Genomic DNA, 16,943 nt, shown 5'->3' on the forward strand with positions numbered 1-16,943 from the left:
CTTGTGGTATAAAAAAAGGAAGATCCCATGAATGGCTATCAAATCACCTTTTTCACCCAACAGGATCGCAGGCACCGTAACCAGTCCCTGGCCCATTGGCTGCTTGAGGAGGCGCATCAGATGGGGATCAACGGCGCCACCCTCATTACCGGTGCCGTGGGTTTCGGCCATGACCGGAAAATTCGCTCGAGCGGCTTCTTCGAGCTGACTGATCAGCCCATAGAGGTGACCATGGCGGTCAGCGGCGCGGAGGCCGAGCGCATGTTTGCTCGGCTGCAGGAAGAAGGGGTGAATGTCTTTTACACCAAGATTCCCATTGAATTCGGTATGACCGGTGACAAGAAGGGATAAGGTGCTACGCCTCAAATGCTCCTGAAGGTACTAAGAGCTCATTGACCTTAACGGCCAGTTCCATATAAGAAAACGGCTTCTGGATAAAAGCTATGGTGGTGTCGACAACTCCGTGATTGGCTATGATATCGGCAGTATATCCGGATGTGAACAGGCATTTGAGCCCCGGGATGATGCCGACCAGGAGTTCCGCCAGATCACGGCCATTCATCTCCGGCATAATAACGTCGGTGATAAGCAATTGGATCTCTCCGGCGTGGGCCTGCGCGGCGCGGAGGGCCTCGCGTGGCGTCAGGGCGGCGACAACGGTATATCCAAGGCGCATAAGCATCGTCTGACCGACATCGAGAATGACTTCCTCATCTTCAACCAAAAGCACTAACTGACCTCTCCCTCTGGGCGCTTCCATGTTCTGATCGATTTCATGGGCAGGATGTGGTGTCAAGATCGCCGGCACAAATCGCGGCAGGTAGACCTTGAAGGTGGTTCCCGTGCCGGGTTCACTGTACACACTGACAAAGCCCTGGTTCTGCTTGGCGATCCCATACACTGTCGATAGCCCAAGGCCGGTGCCTTTACCGACTTCCTTGGTGGTGAAAAAGGGCTCAAAGATATGTTCCAGAATCTCCTTGTCTATCCCTAAGCCGGTATCGCTGACACTCAGTTCCACGTAGTCCCCAGGGATGATCGCCGGATTTTGGGCGGCCTGTTCGGCATCAAAGGGAGTGTTACGCAGATCGATGGTAATTTTGCCGACACCGTCAATAGCGTCGCGGGCGTTGACGCAGAGATTGGCGAGGAGTTGATCAATCTGCGACGGGTCAATTTTAACAGGCCAGAGGCCGGCTTTCGGTTTCCAGACGAGTTCAATATTCTCACCGATCATGCGGCTCAGCATTGTCAGGATACCAGCCAGACGGTCATTGAGGTCGAGGATTTTCGGATCCACCGTCTGTTTGCGGGCGAAAGCCAAAAGCTGGCGAACCAGGTCGGCGGAGCGGTGCGCGGCACTTTCGATGATCTTCAGGTTGGAATAGACGGCATCGGAAACGGAGCAACTCTCGATGGCCAGTTCGGTGTGGCCGAGGATGGCGGTAAGCATATTGTTGAAGTCATGGGCCACACCGCCGGCTAGGCGGCCTACCGACTCCATCTTCTGTGACTGCAGCAACTGCTCCTGGAGCCTTTCATGGGCGATGGCCGCCTCTTTCTGTTCGGTAATATCGGCCATGACCACGACAAACAGGTCCGGGTTGACCTTTTCCGTGGCAATGGACAGATGCACCTCTTTGCCAGTGAAGATGGAGGTATGGGAACCGATAAAGGTCAATAGGCCCTCGCCGGTCATGGAATCAATGAGATACTGGCGAATGGGACCGGGCGGCAGACGGTCCAGAAGGTTAATTCCATGATACTGCTCGCGGGCCGCTCCGAAGATCCTCGCAAAATGTTCGTTACATTCGAGTATCCTCGACTGCTTATCAATGAGGAGCAGGCCTACCGGCGACCGTTCAAAAATGGCTCGTGCCTTTTCCTCGCTTTCCCGGAGGGCCTCTACCGCCTTCCGCCGTTCACTGATGTCGATACCCATGCCGGTAACGCAGGGTCTGCCATCGAACAGGAAGCGCCGGCCAAAAAACAGATAGGGGGTTACCTTGCCATCCTTGTTGACTAAATTGGCCTCAACCGTTGCCTCGCCGGTTTGAAAGACCTCGTTCATGGTGGCGATAATCTTCTCCCGGTCCTCTCCCAGGAAAAAATCCACAGGGGTAAGGGACGCCAGCTCCACCGGCGTATATCCGGAAATTTTGACGAAATTACTGTTCCATTGGAGGATCCTGCCATCCTGATCGAAGAGATAGAAAAGGCCGGGAAGACTTTCCAGGATAATTTGATTGTAGACGGTTTCCTGGTACAGCTGTTCTTCGGCAATTTTTCGTTCGGCCAACTCCTGCCTCGCCAGTTCATAATGCCGGGCATTGGCCAGTGCCAGGGATACTTGGTGGGCGAGGGTTTCGAGGAAGTGCGAGCTGGCCTCGAAGTCTCGATCGGTAAGCGAGGCCAAACCGATGACACCGATAATTTCCGGCCCGGAGCGTAGGGGAAGGGTGGCGAAGGAACGTATCCCGGCGGCCTTGCATTCATCCCAGGTGCAGCGGCTGTCGGTATGGATGTCGCGTGAATATAGCGGTCTTTCTTCTTTTACCGAGAGCCCGCACATACACTCTCCTACCCGGTGTTCAGGAATGACTCCCAGGCGCGGCAGGGCTTCCTGTGGGGCAATCTCCTGGAGATGCAGCTTGTCGCCATGGCGGAGAAACAAATAGGCGAGGTCAGGCTGGACGGCAGCCAAGATGCCCTGCAAGGCCGCCTTGCCGACTTGGTTGAGAGATAGAGAGGAGCTGACTACAAGCCCCAAGGTCTGGAGTGCGGCCAATTCCCGGGTGCGTTCTGCTGCCGATGCTTCGCTTCGTTTGCGTTCGGTGATGTCGCGTGCAACGCAGACAACATTGCCGTCGCCCTGCATTCTGCCGCGAATTTCGGCGTAGAAGTGGCTGCCGTCCCGGCGCTGGAAGCACCGCTCTTGTGTCGCTATGTGGCCTTTTCTGAGGATATCAGAGAGGAGTGGTTGCCGGGAAAGATCCTCGGCAGTGAGCATTCTGAAATACGGAATGTTCATCAATTCCGGTAGGGTATAGCCGGTCATGTCAAGCCATTGCCGGTTTGCGGTAACAAACCGCCACTCCCGGTCGACGATAAACAAGCCGTCGGCAGCCTCCTCAAAAAAATCCCTATACAAGTCAGCGCCGCTGGCTGAATCGAGGATCTGTTGCTGGCCGTTGGGGACAGGCATTGGGGAGCTCCTTGGCGGATCGTCGTCCTTGTCACGGGGAGATGTCCCCCTGTTCCTGCATTCAGGCGCTGTGTCGCACGAATGAACTCAGTATACTTGCAAAAACCGGGCGATTCAAATAGCTGAAGAAATAAATTCTGGCTTTAAATGCGCAGGAGTCGAATCAGTAGCCCTTGCGGGTGGAGATCAGTTTTCGGGCCTCCCGGAGGGTCTTTTCGTCTTGGCTAGTGCGTGCTTTAGCCGCAAAATAGGCCTTGGGGTCACGGTCCAGATCTTTGTAAGCCTTGACGAGTATCGCCTTCCGACGCTCAATGCAGGAATCCTGCGCAGATTTTTTTGCGTGACCACGACAGGCCTTGGTGGTGAGCAGGTAATCCTCGGCAAGCAGCTGTTTTTCCACGGACACTTGTTTGTCGATGGGTATTTTGTTATCGGCTGCCCAGCCCGTCCCGATAAAACCACCAAATAACAAAAAGGTCAGGATAAAAATGAGTTGAGCAGCTGGTCTGTTCATATGAAACGTATGCCCTTGTGGTATTAAAAGTGTTTTCACATTGAACCTCTTGATTCTTGCTGAGTGTCGTGAAGCTGTTTCTACCCCCGGTAAAAGGGCATTTTTCATTACATACACCAGGCATTCACCGTCGTCAACGGCGCGAAACTGAGTCGCGGCATGGTGGTGGGAAGTATATACCCGGCAGGGCAAGAACCGGGTGGGTAGTTTTTACCTAGTTGCTGATGGGTAAGGGCTCCGGTGCCTGTATGAAGAAAGAATATTTCATTACAAAACAAGTAGTTATCAATTATTTTTCAACTGGCATTGGAGTTGCTTTTCTCTTTGCAAAGGAAGACGGCAGAAAAGGTTGCAAGGTGCAGCCACTTGCCCGGTAAAGAAAGCCTAGCCAACCTGCCGGTTGGCGGCAACAAATAACCTACACAAGGAGAACTCACATGAAAAAGCAGATTATTGCAATCGTTTTAGTAGCGGGATTGGCCATGGCAAGTGTCGCGTCGGCTAATTGGGGCAGGGGAGGAGGCATGGGATATGGCGGCTACCCGGATTGTCCGCAGATGCAGGGACCGATGCAGGGGCGGATGATGCAGCCGCTTGATGCGGAGACCCAGGCCAAGGTCACTAAATTCTTTAAGGACAATCAGGCACTGCATAAGCAGATTGCCATGAAACATGCCGAGAACCGTGCGATTTTGCGTAGTGAGAAGGCTGATCCGCAGCTGGCGGCCAAGGTCGCCGGGGAACTTTTTGACCTGAGGACGGCTCTGCACGACAAAGCTGAAGCCGCCGGAGTTGATCAGTATATCGGCCCCATGGGTGGCGGTCGGGGTGGTCATGGCCCGGGGTTCGGTTTTGGTGGGCGGCGCGGCATGATGATGGATAACGCTCCGCAACAATAATTGCCGGTCCATTAAGCTTTCGTTTTAACGGCTGCGCTGCCTCGATTGGGCGCAGCCCGCTCTACTCCCCGCCCCGCCGCAGTCCCAGGTTGATACCAACAAGTCAATCTGAGGCCTGCGGCGGGTTTTTTATTTTTCGGAGAGACTTTTTTGAGTCGCCAGATCCTGGGATGCACTGTCGTTAAAAAATGGCAAAAAGCTTCGTTGACCTTCCCCGCATTATCGGCTAGATGTGTGCAAGCCGGAGCGCCGGCATCGGCCAGATAGTGGGCACCTCCCGGAGCCGGGGGGCGCAAACGAGAAGATAGCTTGTCTTCCTTCTTTCCAACGCCCCTGCAGCCTGGCATTTGGCAATTTCCCGGTGGTCGCGGCATTAGCGCTTGACAATATTCCAGGCAGGGCAACAGGCAAATAAAGAAGCAACGGACATCATCATGACGTGGTACGCAGCGCTCGGCGCCATTGAGCACGGTCTCGTCTATGGCATAATGGTCATAGGCGTTTATCTCACCTTCCGCATCCTTGATTTTCCCGATCTCACCGTTGACGGTAGCCTGCCTCTCGGGGCGGCAATTTCGGCGGTGGCGATAACCAACGGGGTCAACCCCTACCTGTCTCTGCTGCTCGCTCTGGCCGGAGGTTTTGTCGCCGGAATGGTCACGGCGGTCCTCAATACCAAATTTAAAATTCTCCACCTGCTGGCGTCGATCCTCACCATGATCGCCCTTTATTCCATCAATATCCGCATCATGGCCGGGCCAAATGTCGCCCTGCTCGGGGTCGAGACGGTCTTTGATGCGGTGACGCGACTGGGTGTACCGATTCATTACGCCGGATTACTGATCTTTGGCACCTTTGCCGGATTGGTTCTTGCTTGTATCATCTGGTTTATGGGGACGGAGATCGGTCAGGCAATTCTTGCCACCGGCGATAACCCGCAGATGATCACCAGCCAGGGTGTCAATACCCATCTGATTATTATCCTCGGGGTTGGGCTGTCCAACGGTCTGGTCGCCCTGTGCGGCGGCCTGGTTGCCCAGAATCAAGGGGCTGCCGATGTCGGCATGGGTATCGGGACCATTGTTGCCGGTCTCGCCTCGGTGATCATCGGCGAGACGGTATTCGGCTGTCAAACCATGGCCAAGGCCTTTATTGCCGCCCTCCTCGGCTCGGTGGTTTACCGCCTGGCCATTGCCCTGGCCCTTGGTCTGCAGTTCGGCAGCTTTCGCTTCAACCCGAGCGATCTGAATATCATCACCGCTGTCCTGGTGATCGGCGCCCTGATTACTCCCAACCTCAAGAAAAGACTGATAGCCCGGTGATACGACTCGAAAACATCATAAAGTATTTTCACAAGGGCAGCGTCAACGAGGTTTTCGCCCTGAACAACATCAATCTGCGCCTTGATGAGGGTGACTTTGTGACGGTGATCGGTTCCAACGGCGCCGGTAAATCGACCCTGCAGAACTGCATTGCCGGCGGTTTTTTCCCCGATTCCGGCAGGATCTTTATCGCCGACCGGGACGTTACCGCCTGGCCGGAGTATAAACGGGCGGCGCTCATCTCCCGGGTTTTTCAGAATCCCCTTCTTGGCACCTGCCCGTCGGCGACCATCGAACAGAACATGGCCATCGCCAGTCTGCGCGGCCGGCGGCGGGGTCTGGCGCGGGGCGTCAAGGCGCGCGACCGGGAGCGTTTTCGCGGTGAGTTGCAGCAGTTAGGGCTGGGGCTTGAGAACCGTCTTGGCGATAAGGTTGGCTTGCTGTCAGGTGGTCAGCGGCAGGCCTTGACCATGTTGATGGCGACGATGATCAAGCCGGAGGTGCTGCTCCTCGACGAACACATCGCCGCCCTTGATCCGAAGACCGCCGGCCAGATCCTCGGCCTCACCCAGGAGATCGTCAGGACCCGCAACCTCACCACCCTGATGATCACCCATAACATGAAGCACGCCATCAGTTTCGGTAACCGCTTGATCATGCTCCATCAGGGCCGGGTGCTTCTTGATGTGCAGGGTCGAGACAAGGAGAATCTTACGGTAAACGATCTGCTGCAGCAATTCTACAGGGCGCAAGGGGAAGAGCTGGTGCAGGATTCCCTGCTGCTCGGCTGAGCGTATTCCTTAAAACGAACCCGGCGACCATGCTCCAGGATCTGGCAGATGAGGTTATGTCAATCTACAGGCAGCTTGACGCTGCCGTGGCGGCATTTGCAGAGCGGACTGGACTCAGCTGTCCGCAGGGCTGTGGTCATTGCTGTTTGTCAGAGAATGTCGAGGCGACCGTCCTGGAGTGTCTTCCCCTGGCCTTTACTCTGTTTCGCGACGGCCAGGCCGATGCCCTTCTGCAGCAGCTGGAGGATGCCGGGGACAGGGGGCGCTGTGTCCTCTATCGTCCCGATCTTACACAGGCGGGCCTCTGGGGTTGCAGTCAATATGCAACGCGGCCAGTGGTTTGCCGCCTCTTCGGCTTTGCCGGCAACCGTGACCGGGACGGCGTTCCCCGGCTGGCCATGTGCCGGGTTATAGCTGAGTTGAGCAGCTCGGCTGCTCAAACGAAACTTATGCCCTTGCGGTATATAGCTGAGTTGAGCAGCTCAGCTGCTCAAACGAAGCTTATGCCCTTGCGGTTTATGAAGGATCCTGCCGGTACTGGAAATCCACTGCCGATGATCGAGGACCCTCAGGCGCCGATGCCGCTGTTCGGTGAAGCGGGCATGCGTATCACCGCCCTGCATCCGGGCCTTGGCACGCTCCGGATGCCGATCAATGCCGCCTTGCGCCAGGCCCTCATGAAGGTTGGGATGGTCCTTGACCTGGAGTCTCAAGATTGAAACGGGACGGGGTCATGGACAACACCACAGCGCGGTCTTTTCAACCTTGCCGATAAGTTTGGCCATGGTGCCGCCCGCCAGGATATAATCCTTCAGCAGCCCCTTCTCCCGTGTGCCGTGCATGCCCAGGGCAATTGCCGCATAGCCGTTTTTTTCGCCCTCGCTTTGGATGGCACCGGCGACTGACATTCCCCAGGTGCTGGTGCAGCGGATACGGTCGTTGCCGATATTGTGGCCGTGCAGTATCTCCTTGGCCCGGGAAAAGATCGCATCCGATTCGACGGTTGTGGTGTTGTGCACATGAAAGAGGGTGATGCCGTGCTGCTTTTCGGTGGCGAGGATGAAGCCGGCGTGGTCAACCGCCCGGAAGGCGTTGTCTGAACCGTCGACGCAGAGCAGGACGTTTTTGCGGCCGGGGTCCGATTCCGGGCAGATCCACAGGGGTACGTCGCAGCAGCTGTCACGGGTCATTGCCTGGGCCAGTTCCTCCGCCGGTCGCTCGAACATCCACTGTAGGGCGTAGGAGGCGCGGCGGCCGAGGATAATGGCATCGTAAAGCCCCTGCGAGCCCTCGGTGAGGATGTCTTTCACCTTGCCGTACCGTTCCACCGCCGTTTTGGTGATTGTCCGGTCAATGGCAAAGTTGCCCTGTCCGAGGAGTTCCTTGGCCTTGTCGAGGGATCTTTGCAGTCCCACGGTGAGCTTGCACTCGGTTTTATCGGTTGGATGCAGCCACATCTCCGTCAAGGCCTTGTTCATATTGTCCCCTTCAAGCCTGCAGATATGCAGCAGGGTGACCATGTGCTGCGAGAGATCGCTAAAAAAGGAACTGACGAAACGGACGCCGAAGAGGTTGTCGGTGTCGCTGCTGATGGTGACTAAAAAGTGTTTGTTCATAGAAGTCAAACCTCGATTAATGAAGGTTATGATAATATCTTGTGGTTATGGCCAATACAGTAAGGCGCATTGCCCGTGGGGCAATGCTCTACACAAGGGACTTTTTTGCAGGGTGGATGGAATTGATACCAATGTTACCTGGATTTTTACGCATGACCATCATGGCGTTTTTATTGGCAGGTTGTGCCGGTCCATACCAGGGGCCGGTATCGGATCATTTCGATGGCCGGCGGTTTTTCAATCCCGGCAAGCCGATGGACAAGGGCCTTGGCGCTTTTCTTAAATGGCGGATGACCTCCGAGCAGCAATATTGGCCGAAATATAGCGAGCTTGCCGCTTATGACCGGCCACCGGCGCGGGTTTATGGTGAAGATCTGCGGGTTTCCTGGGTGGGCCATGCCACCGTCCTGATCCAGGTTGAGGGGCTGAACATCCTCACCGATCCGGTCTGGGCCGAGAGGGTGAGCCCCGTCTCCTGGGCAGGGCCGACCCGGGTTCATCCGCCGGGTATTGCCTTTGACGATCTCCCGCCAATCGATCTGGTGCTCATCAGCCACAACCATTACGACCATCTTGACCTGCCGACTCTGGCACGACTCTCGGAGCGGGACCGGCCGCGAATTCTCGTGCCGCTTGGCAATGACAAGCTGCTGGCCGGCCAGGTTCCGGCTATCGCTGCCGAGGCCTACGACTGGGGGGCAAAGGTGGCGATAAGCGAGGCGGTGAGCATCCACTTGCAGCCGATGCACCATTGGTCGGCGCGGGGGATTTTTGACCGCAACGAGGCACTGTGGGCGGCCTTTACCATCACCACCCCGAGCGGCAATATCTACTTTGCCGGTGACAGCGGCTACGGTAAGGGCGATTATTTCCGGGAGGCGCAGGCCAAATTCGGCCGGTTTCGTTTGGCGATCCTGCCCATCGGTGCCTACGATCCGCGCTGGTTCATGGCCTACGGGCACATGGCCCCGGACGAATGTGTCCTGGCCTTTGAAGATCTTGGCCGTCCCTTCATCCTGCCCATCCACCACAGCACCTTTCCCTTGGCCGACACCGGCTATGGCCAGCCGCTTGTCGACCTGCGGCGGGCGGTGGCCGGACAGCCGGTGGCGGAGGAGCGCATCCAGCCACTGGCCATCGGCGCCAGCTGGCTGGTCCCCCGCTGATTTCCTTGGCTGGCCAGGTCTTATAGCAGAAGGAAAGGATCAACCGCTGCTCAATCCATAAGGAGTTCGTGCCAGGCCATGGCCATAAAGGTCCCGTGCAGCATGTGGTCATCATCGACCCGGTGAATGGTCAGCTGGGCAAAGCTCTGTTCAGCCAGGGGGATGACCTTGGCCGGCGGAGTCACCGTGTCGTCGTTGCCGATGATTAAGGTCGCCGGAACCTGCAGTTTTTCCTGCGGTGGCCGGTATTCGCCGTAGTTCAGGGCAGGTGCCAGCAGGATGAGCCGGGTCACCTTTTCAGGGAAACCTGCGGCGTAACAGGTTGCCATCAGGCCGCCAAAGCTTGAACCGATGAAGACCACCCTAGGCAGATCCCGGCACAGAGCGGTCAGCTGGTCCAGGCGCTCGGCAAGGGTGCCATGGAAATCCGGGCAATGGACGTGGGGAAAATGTTCGGCAAAAAACCGGCCTTTAGTCCCTTGTCCGGACGAATCAAGGCCGTGCAGAAAGAATATCTCACTTTGAGGCTTCTGCCGATACCTTTGCAGTTTGTAGAGTATCTCCAGGCCGTTTGGTGAAAAAGGCTCCCGGTCTTTCAGGAGGAGGGCGTTTTTTACCGAGATAAACCTGCCGGCCGCTACCTCCGACTCTTGGAGAATGAAGGGGCCATTGTACAAACAGGCAAAGACGCGCCCCCACACCCGGTTGCCGCCTGCGTCATAATAGTGATCAAAGAGAAAGTGCAATGGCACGCCATGCACCCCCAGTTCCTCTTCCAGTTCCCGCTGTGCCGATTCTTCATAGGATTCATCGGCCAGGACAACGCCGCCGGCCGCCACATCCCAGTGTCCTGGGTAGATATCCTTGGTAGCCGTTCTTTTCTGCAGAAAGATCTCCTCTCGGTCATTGAAAACCAGGACATAGCTAGCCCGGGGGATCAGCTTCTCGGCAAGCATAACAGATCTAGGCTGGTGGCCAATTTTTCTGTTGTGCTTGTCGACTATCTGGATAATCTCGTCGTGTTTGCTGGTGGTCATCGGTTTTTTACCCCGGGCAGTGAAGACTTGGCTTTTATACCACAAGTTCGGGGATTATCAGGGATGAATCGGTTTGTCAAGTATGCCTCAGAGAGGGCGTACCTGGTTAGCGGTGGCTAGGATTTTGCGGCAGTATTGGTAAGAATTGGTGTTTGTGGTGCTGTTGCCAACTGAGAGGTGTAGGCTTGCAGATCAGCAAAAATTTGACAATTTACGCAATATTTCGGCATGAAAGCGATGGCTAACCGGAGAACAGACAAGATGAATACGCCACTACAAATTACGGTCAACGGAAGGGAAGTATCTTTCGCAAAAGGCAAGACGATTCTTGAGGTCTGCAGGGAGGCGGAAATCTTCATTCCGACCCTCTGTCATGATGCGCGGTTGAAGCCTTATGGGGCATGCAGACTGTGTATCGTCGAAATCAAAGGGGTGCCACGGCCCCTGGCTTCCTGCACAACTCCGGCGGAGGGGGGGATGGTGATTACCACCGAGAGTCCGCGTCTTACCCGCTTGCGGAAGACCGTCCTGGAACTGCTGCTTTCCAACCATCCCAATGACTGTATGTGTTGTGAGGCCGCCGGCGATTGCACCTTGCAGGAACTGGCTTATGGATATGGAGCGAAACTCGATAAATACCCCGGCGAGCAGTGGCAATTACCGATTCGCGAGGACAATCACTTCATCACCTACGAACCGAACAAGTGTATCGTTTGCGGCCGGTGTACCCGGATCTGTAACGATGTAGTAATGGCCGGGACGCTTTCCATGGTCAACCGCGGTTTTACGGTTATGCCGGATACCGCCTTCGGCGAACCGCGTACCCTTGAAAATTGCGAGTTCTGCGGGCAGTGCGTGTCGACCTGCCCAACCGGCGCCCTGTCCGACCGGAAAGGCCGCGGCCTTGGCCGTGCCGGTGAGATCACCAAGGTAAAGACGACCTGCACCTACTGCGGTACCGGTTGCAACTTCTTTTTGAATGTTAAAAACGACCGGGTCATTCGGGTTACCTCGGACTACAGCGCCCCGGTCAACAAGGGCAATCTGTGCATCAAGGGGCGCTACGGCTATGATTTCATCCACCATAAGGACCGCATCCGTACGCCGCTTATCAAGGAAGGGGACGGCTTCCGCGAGGCCAGCTGGGACGAGGCCCTTGACCTTGTCGCCGGAAAATTCAAGGAATTGATTGCCGCCCACGGCCCGAAGAAGGTCGGCGGATTCTCCTCGTCGCGGTGCAGTAACGAAGAAAACTATCTCCTGGCAAAATGGGTACGTTGCGCGGTCGGCTCCAACAATGTCGATAACTGCGCCCGGGTCTGACACGCCCCCACCGTGGCCGGTCTGGCCACAAGCCTTGGAGCAGGTGCCGCAACCAACTCCCTCAATCAAATGCCCGATATCGATACCTTGTTTCTCTTTGGTTCCAATCCTACCGAGGGACATCCCATCGTTTCCCTGTATCTGAAGGAAGCCCTGGCCAACGGGGCGAAGATGATCGTCGGCGATCCCCGGAAAACCTGGATGGCCGAGCGGGCCGATGTCTGGTTGAACCTCAAACCGGGCAGCAATATCGCCCTGCTGAACGGCATCGTCAACGTCATCCTTGAAAACGGCTGGGAAAACAAAAAGTTCATCGAAGAGAGGACCGAAGGTATTCTCGAACTGAAGATGAAGGTGAAAGAGTACGATCTCGACCGGGTTGAACAGTTGACCGGGGTGACGCGCGATAAAATCATCGAAGCCGCCCGCTTGTATGCCCATGCCGATAAGGCGATGATCGTCTATGGCCTGGGGGTTACCGAACATCTCACCGGCACCGAGAACGCTATGGCCATCGCCAATCTGGCCTTGGTCTGCGGCCATATCGGCCGGGATTCAACGGGGATCATGGCCCTGCGCGGCCAGAATAATGTCCAGGGTGCCTCGGATCTTGGCCCATTGCCTGCGACACTACCCGGATACCAGCCAGTCAGTAATCCGGCGGCACGTGAGAAGTTTGAGAAGGCCTGGGGGGTCACCATTCTCGATAAACCAGGGCTGAAATCTGTGGAGATGCTCGATGAATGCCGACGCGGCAATTTCAAGGGAATCTTCATTCTCGGTGAGGATCCGGCCCAGACCGACGCCGATGCCGGTCATGTCCGGGCAGCCCTTGACGCCGTTGAGTTTCTGGTCGTTCAGGATATGTTCCACACCGAAACCACCAAGTATGCCGATGTTATCCTGCCCGGTGCGAGCTTTGCCGAAAAAGATGGTACCTTCACCAACGGCGAACGGCGGGTGCAGCGGATACGCAGGGCGGTTACCCCGGTGGCGGGAATGGCCGAATGGCAGGTCATCAGTGAGATCTCAACCCGCATGGGCTATCCGATGCAGTATGCGAGTCCCGCGGAAATTATGGATGAAATAGCCTCTCTTGTGCCTATTTACGGCGGTATCAGCTATGCCCGGCTGGAGGAGAAGGGCATCCAGTGGCCGTGTCCGACCAAGGACCATCCGGGTACCACGACCATGTATACCGATCTATTCTCCCGCCCCGGCGGCAAGGCGGTGTTCATGCCGCTTGAGCATCAAGGCTCGGGCGAGGTTCCGGATGACAAGTATCCCTATGTCCTGATTACCGGCCGCGTGCGCGAACATTACAACAATGGTTCGATGACCAGACGGGCGGTGGGCATTTCCGAGATTGTTCCCGAGGAGTTGCTGGAGATCAGTCCACAGGATGCCGAAGCCCTGGGTATCACCCACGGCGACTGGCTGCGCGTCGCCTCGCGGCGGGGCGAGGTCAAGGTCCGCGCCAAGGTTACCGAACGCAGCCGGCCGGGCAGTGTCTTCATGACCTTCCACCATCAGGAAACCCTGGTCAATAACCTCACCTCCGACCGCCGCGATCCAATCACCGGCACGCCGGAGTACAAATCCTGCGCGGTTCTCGTTCAGCCCTGGAGCTAGATCGCAAAAAAGTTCTCCGCCGTATTTCCCGGTAGTTCGGGAAATACGGCATTTTCCACCTGCACCCCCTCCTTTGCCGTTTTTTCGCCAGCCTCTCACTGTTTTCCTGCTGCAATTTTTTTCTTTTCAGGTTTATCTCTCCCTGAAAAATGATAATAGTAAAAATGTCGGCAGTTGATATAGACATATTACTATTTGTATGTGTGAGGAGTTGGTAATGTGATTTTGCCGGGTGCGAGGAGTCGGTGCCATGGAAGAGAAAGAAACGCCGTTTTTTCATCTGCAGTATTCTGAGGAGTCCACCGCTGATCTGCGCGGCAGGCAGTCGGTGCGGACGACTTTTAAACTTTCCGAAAGATCGATAGATGCCTTGAGTATTCTTGCCGGACAATTGGGTATAAAGCAGAAGTCACTTTTTGATCATCTGATAGAGGATACCCAGGCCCTGCACACTATCGCCAGCGAGTTCGCCAGTGTCGGCCGGGCCGTTCAGCGGGTGCCAAAAACCTATGTAGTGTCGAGAAAGACTCTGGAAAATCTGGAAAAGGTTTCGGAGCAGTATAATACTCCACGGGATGCTCTGGTTGAGTACTCGATTGAGCGGATTTTGCCTTTGCTGATTCGGGAGAAGGAAAAGCATGGCAAGCGGAAAATGCTGATGGAAGAGCTCCGCGAATATCAGAGCCGGGGTGCCGAACTTCTCGTCAAGGCGGAGGCTGCCCTTGGTGAGGATGATCCGGTATATCTGGAAATTCTCAACATGGTCCGGTCGGTCAATACGTGTTACCGCGAACTGGAACAGTGTGTCGCCAAGGGAAACAAGATCGAGAATTTCTAAAGGTGGTGCGGTCCTTTGCCGAGGCCAGGGGCCCGGATTGTCAGGGTGGTGGAGTGTTTTTGCCCTTTCCCGCAGGTCCCGAATAGGGTTGCAAAAGGCAGGGGGAGGTGATAGGACTGAGGCCATTATTGTGTATGGTTTACAGTCCTTTCTCCTCTATTCTTTGCATCGCTGACCCTTGGGAACTCCATGATTTCACCGCGTCTGCTGTTATTGCTGTCCCTTCTTTGCGTGGCGGGTTGCGTCGCCAAGGCACTGCCTCCCGTCCAATTCGCAATACCCACCGAAGAAATCGATTACCAGAGCAAGGTCCAGCCGATCCTGGTCAAACGCTGCGTTGTCTGTCACAGCTGTTATAATTCGCCCTGCCAGTTGAAGCTTGATTCCTTTGAGGGCTTGGACCGTGGGGCGACCAAGAAGGCGGTGTACAACGCCTACCGGCTGCAGACCATGGAGCCGACCCGGTTATTCATGGATGCACAAAGCACCGAGGAATGGCGGCAGAAGGGATTTTACAGCGTTACTGACAACACCGCCGTGGCAGGGTTGAATAATTCCCTGATAATGCAGCTGCTCGACCACAAAAGGAAAAACCCGATACGCGATAAAGATGAATTCGTTGCCGAGGATGATAATTTGGTTTGTGCCCAGTCGGAGGGAGAGCTTGGTCAGTTTCTTTCCAGCCATCCCAACCGGGGAATGCCCTTTGGTTTTCCGCCGCTGAAAGAGGAAGAATTCGCAACCATAGCTGGATGGCTGGTCCAGGGGGCGAAAGGCCCGGACAAGGCGCAGCAGGAACAGCTTTTGGCCATTCCCTCCATGGACGGCAAGAAGATCGGCCAATGGGAAGCCTTTCTCAATCAGAGTGATGCCAAACACGCGGTGACGGCGCGGTACCTCTACGAGCACCTTTTCCTGGCCCACATCAAGTTTCCAACGAAAAGCAATGTCTTCTACGAACTGGTCCGTTCTTCTACCCCGCCGGGGCAACCGGTTGCGGTCATTGCCACCGATTTACCGTATGACGATCCTGGTGTGCAGCCCTTTTACTACCGGTTTCGCAAAATTCATTCGACCATTGTTCATAAGACCCACATGGTTTTTGAGCTTTCCGATGCCCAGTACCGGCGGTTCCATGAGTTGTTTATCGAGCCGGCATGGCTCCTGCCGCCGCAGCGGATGGGCTATGACCTGAGAATAAGCGCCAATCCCTTTAAATCGTTTGAGCAGATACCACCGGGTTCGCGTTACCAGTTCCTTCTCGACAATATCAACTACATCATCATGACCTTTATCCGTGGACCGGTCTGTAAAGGGCAGATTGCCTTGAATGTCATCCAAGACCACTTCTGGCTGCTTTTCCTTGATCCGAAATATGACCTCAGCGTACAGAATCCCGGAGTCCTGGTCACCTATGCCGATTTGCTGGAGATGCCGCTTCTGGAGGACGATGTATGGGATTTGTTGAAAACCACCTTTAACAGAGAGTACCGCAAGAAGTCTTCCGAGTTTGCCAAAAAAAGACAGGATTATTATTCGTCCTCCTACCGTTACCGGGAGCCGGGGGCCGAGGCTATCTGGCGTGGCAACAAGGCTTCGGATACGCCGCTACTCACCGTCTTTCGACACTTTGACAGTGCCTCGGTGCATGAAGGGCCTCTGGGGGAACTGCCGGGGACGGTCTGGGTGATGGACTATCCGCTGATAGAGCGTATCTATTATTCCCTGGTGGCCGGATTTAATGTCTTTGGCCATAAATTGCATCAGGCCTCGATTCGCGTCTATATGGATTCGTTGCGCCAGGAAGGGGAGACCTACTTTATTGATTTCATGCCGAAAGATCGCCGGTACGCGATGATGCGGGAGTGGTATGGGGGGATGGATTTAGAGGATGAGGGCATCGATTATCGAAGCTCGGACCTTGAAGCGGGCTTTGCCTTTAAAACCGCTGAGCCGAAACGGGAGTTCGTCGAATACCTGGTGAATACCCATTTCCGGGCCGATATAGGCATGCGCTTTGACCGCAACTACCTCCGAGCCGGTGAACAATACCCGAAGATCCCGGAAAAGTTTGCCGGTATCGACGACTTTATCCAGGGATTCCGAGCGGTTTCCAAGCCGGGGGTGTCTTTTTTTTCCCATGTTGCCGACCACAACGCCAACCTTGCCTATGTTCGCATCAAAGCTGACAAACCGGAGAAAGACGTCTACCTCTCGGCCGTGGTCAACCGCTGGCATGACGATGTTACCACTCTGATCGGAGAAGAATCGCGGTTGCGCCCGGAGCGCGACAGCGCCGTATTTATCGAAGGCTTAGTCGGTTCGTATCCCAACTATTTTTTTGAGGTGGATCGTCGCGAGATGGGCGAGTTTTTAGCATTGCTGCAAAATTTCGATGGCAGTGCGAGTGCCGTTCTTGCCCTGGAAAAATTCGGAGTGAACCGGGCAAGACCCGATTTCTGGCAGGTATATGACCGGTTTCAGGAGCGATTTTCCGCCGAGGACCCGGTGCAGGCCGGGCTTTTCGACCTGAACCGCTACTACTATCAGGCCCGGGTCAGGAAATGAAACGGGCCGGGTAGCGGATGGCCGGGATTTTA

14 protein-coding genes are annotated in these 16,943 nt (G+C 55.6%); 10 read left to right on the forward strand and 4 right to left on the reverse strand.

The window, feature by feature from the left end; genetic code table 11:
• The first annotated feature begins 27 nt into the window (after nucleotides 1-27).
• Nucleotides 28-351: a DUF190 domain-containing protein gene (locus OEL83_06375; protein ID MDK9706660.1), complete on the forward strand. Its 324-nt coding sequence runs from the start codon at nucleotides 28-30 to the stop codon at nucleotides 349-351.
• Between the two features lie 4 nt (nucleotides 352-355).
• Here the strand turns inward: OEL83_06375 and OEL83_06380 are convergent, their stop codons facing one another.
• Both OEL83_06380 and OEL83_06385 read right to left on the reverse strand, forming a co-directional pair.
• Entirely contained in the window at nucleotides 356-3,205 is a 2,850-nt protein-coding gene (locus tag OEL83_06380) for a PAS domain S-box protein (protein ID MDK9706661.1), read from the reverse strand.
• Nucleotides 3,206-3,368: 163 nt separating this feature from the next.
• Nucleotides 3,369-3,827, reverse strand: a complete 459-nt coding sequence (locus OEL83_06385; protein MDK9706662.1) for a hypothetical protein — start codon at nucleotides 3,825-3,827, stop codon at nucleotides 3,369-3,371.
• 140 nt (nucleotides 3,828-3,967) lie between these two features.
• Between OEL83_06385 and OEL83_06390 the strand changes: the two genes are divergently transcribed.
• From OEL83_06390 to OEL83_06410, 5 genes are all read left to right on the forward strand, one after another.
• Nucleotides 3,968-4,096, forward strand: coding sequence for a hypothetical protein (locus OEL83_06390; protein ID MDK9706663.1), 129 nt, complete (start codon nucleotides 3,968-3,970; stop codon nucleotides 4,094-4,096).
• Nucleotides 4,097-4,156: 60 nt separating this feature from the next.
• Nucleotides 4,157-4,618 (forward strand): periplasmic heavy metal sensor, encoded by a 462-nt coding sequence (locus OEL83_06395; protein MDK9706664.1) that lies wholly within the window; start codon nucleotides 4,157-4,159, stop codon nucleotides 4,616-4,618.
• Between the two features lie 434 nt (nucleotides 4,619-5,052).
• Nucleotides 5,053-5,940: an ABC transporter permease gene (locus tag OEL83_06400; GenBank protein MDK9706665.1), complete on the forward strand. Its 888-nt coding sequence runs from the start codon at nucleotides 5,053-5,055 to the stop codon at nucleotides 5,938-5,940.
• The gene (locus OEL83_06405) at nucleotides 5,937-6,731 is read left to right on the forward strand and encodes an ATP-binding cassette domain-containing protein (GenBank protein ID MDK9706666.1); all 795 of its coding nucleotides are present in this window, start codon (nucleotides 5,937-5,939) and stop codon (nucleotides 6,729-6,731) included. Before OEL83_06400 ends, OEL83_06405 begins: the two co-directional genes overlap by 4 nt.
• Nucleotides 6,732-6,787: 56 nt before the next feature.
• The gene (locus tag OEL83_06410; protein MDK9706667.1) at nucleotides 6,788-7,450 is read left to right on the forward strand and encodes a YkgJ family cysteine cluster protein; all 663 of its coding nucleotides are present in this window, start codon (nucleotides 6,788-6,790) and stop codon (nucleotides 7,448-7,450) included.
• Nucleotides 7,451-7,462: 12 nt separating this feature from the next.
• On the opposite strand, the gene OEL83_06415 is transcribed toward OEL83_06410, so the two are convergent.
• On the reverse strand, nucleotides 7,463-8,347 hold the full coding sequence (locus OEL83_06415; GenBank protein ID MDK9706668.1) for a universal stress protein: 885 nt from the start codon (nucleotides 8,345-8,347) through the stop codon (nucleotides 7,463-7,465).
• Between the two features lie 152 nt (nucleotides 8,348-8,499).
• Between OEL83_06415 and OEL83_06420 the strand changes: the two genes are divergently transcribed.
• Nucleotides 8,500-9,513: an MBL fold metallo-hydrolase gene (locus OEL83_06420; protein ID MDK9706669.1), complete on the forward strand. Its 1,014-nt coding sequence runs from the start codon at nucleotides 8,500-8,502 to the stop codon at nucleotides 9,511-9,513.
• A gap of 50 nt (nucleotides 9,514-9,563) precedes the next feature.
• Here the strand turns inward: OEL83_06420 and OEL83_06425 are convergent, their stop codons facing one another.
• Entirely contained in the window at nucleotides 9,564-10,550 is a 987-nt protein-coding gene (locus OEL83_06425; protein ID MDK9706670.1) for an alpha/beta fold hydrolase, read from the reverse strand.
• A gap of 261 nt (nucleotides 10,551-10,811) precedes the next feature.
• Between OEL83_06425 and fdhF the strand changes: the two genes are divergently transcribed.
• The 3 genes from fdhF to OEL83_06440 all read left to right on the forward strand — a co-directional run bounded on the left by fdhF (nucleotide 10,812) and on the right by OEL83_06440 (nucleotide 16,911).
• Nucleotides 10,812-13,505, forward strand: a complete 2,694-nt coding sequence (gene fdhF / locus OEL83_06430; protein MDK9706671.1) for a formate dehydrogenase subunit alpha — start codon at nucleotides 10,812-10,814, stop codon at nucleotides 13,503-13,505.
• Nucleotides 13,506-13,755: 250 nt separating this feature from the next.
• Nucleotides 13,756-14,343, forward strand: coding sequence for a hypothetical protein (locus tag OEL83_06435; GenBank protein ID MDK9706672.1), 588 nt, complete (start codon nucleotides 13,756-13,758; stop codon nucleotides 14,341-14,343).
• A gap of 189 nt (nucleotides 14,344-14,532) precedes the next feature.
• Complete coding sequence (locus tag OEL83_06440) at nucleotides 14,533-16,911, forward strand: fatty acid cis/trans isomerase (GenBank protein MDK9706673.1); 2,379 nt, start codon at nucleotides 14,533-14,535, stop codon at nucleotides 16,909-16,911.
• The last annotated feature ends 32 nt before the right edge of the window (nucleotides 16,912-16,943 follow it).

Source organism: Desulforhopalus sp. (assembly GCA_030247675.1).
In the GTDB taxonomy this organism is placed as follows: Bacteria; Desulfobacterota; Desulfobulbia; order Desulfobulbales; family Desulfocapsaceae; genus Desulforhopalus_A.

Bases quoted from the DNA above. Each gene is read 5' to 3' on its own strand.
- OEL83_06375 (MDK9706660.1), top strand. From the start codon at position 28: ATGAATGGCTATCAAATCACCTTTTTCACCCAACAGGATCGCAGGCAC.
- OEL83_06380 (MDK9706661.1), bottom strand. From the start codon at position 3,205: ATGCCTGTCCCCAACGGCCAGCAACAGATCCTCGATTCAGCCAGCGGC.
- OEL83_06385 (MDK9706662.1), bottom strand. From the start codon at position 3,827: ATGAAAAATGCCCTTTTACCGGGGGTAGAAACAGCTTCACGACACTCA.
- OEL83_06390 (MDK9706663.1), top strand. From the start codon at position 3,968: ATGAAGAAAGAATATTTCATTACAAAACAAGTAGTTATCAATTATTTT.
- OEL83_06395 (MDK9706664.1), top strand. From the start codon at position 4,157: ATGAAAAAGCAGATTATTGCAATCGTTTTAGTAGCGGGATTGGCCATG.
- OEL83_06400 (MDK9706665.1), top strand. From the start codon at position 5,053: ATGACGTGGTACGCAGCGCTCGGCGCCATTGAGCACGGTCTCGTCTAT.
- OEL83_06410 (MDK9706667.1), top strand. From the start codon at position 6,788: ATGTCAATCTACAGGCAGCTTGACGCTGCCGTGGCGGCATTTGCAGAG.
- OEL83_06415 (MDK9706668.1), bottom strand. From the start codon at position 8,347: ATGAACAAACACTTTTTAGTCACCATCAGCAGCGACACCGACAACCTC.
- OEL83_06420 (MDK9706669.1), top strand. From the start codon at position 8,500: ATGACCATCATGGCGTTTTTATTGGCAGGTTGTGCCGGTCCATACCAG.
- OEL83_06425 (MDK9706670.1), bottom strand. From the start codon at position 10,550: ATGACCACCAGCAAACACGACGAGATTATCCAGATAGTCGACAAGCAC.
- OEL83_06435 (MDK9706672.1), top strand. From the start codon at position 13,756: ATGGAAGAGAAAGAAACGCCGTTTTTTCATCTGCAGTATTCTGAGGAG.
- OEL83_06440 (MDK9706673.1), top strand. From the start codon at position 14,533: ATGATTTCACCGCGTCTGCTGTTATTGCTGTCCCTTCTTTGCGTGGCG.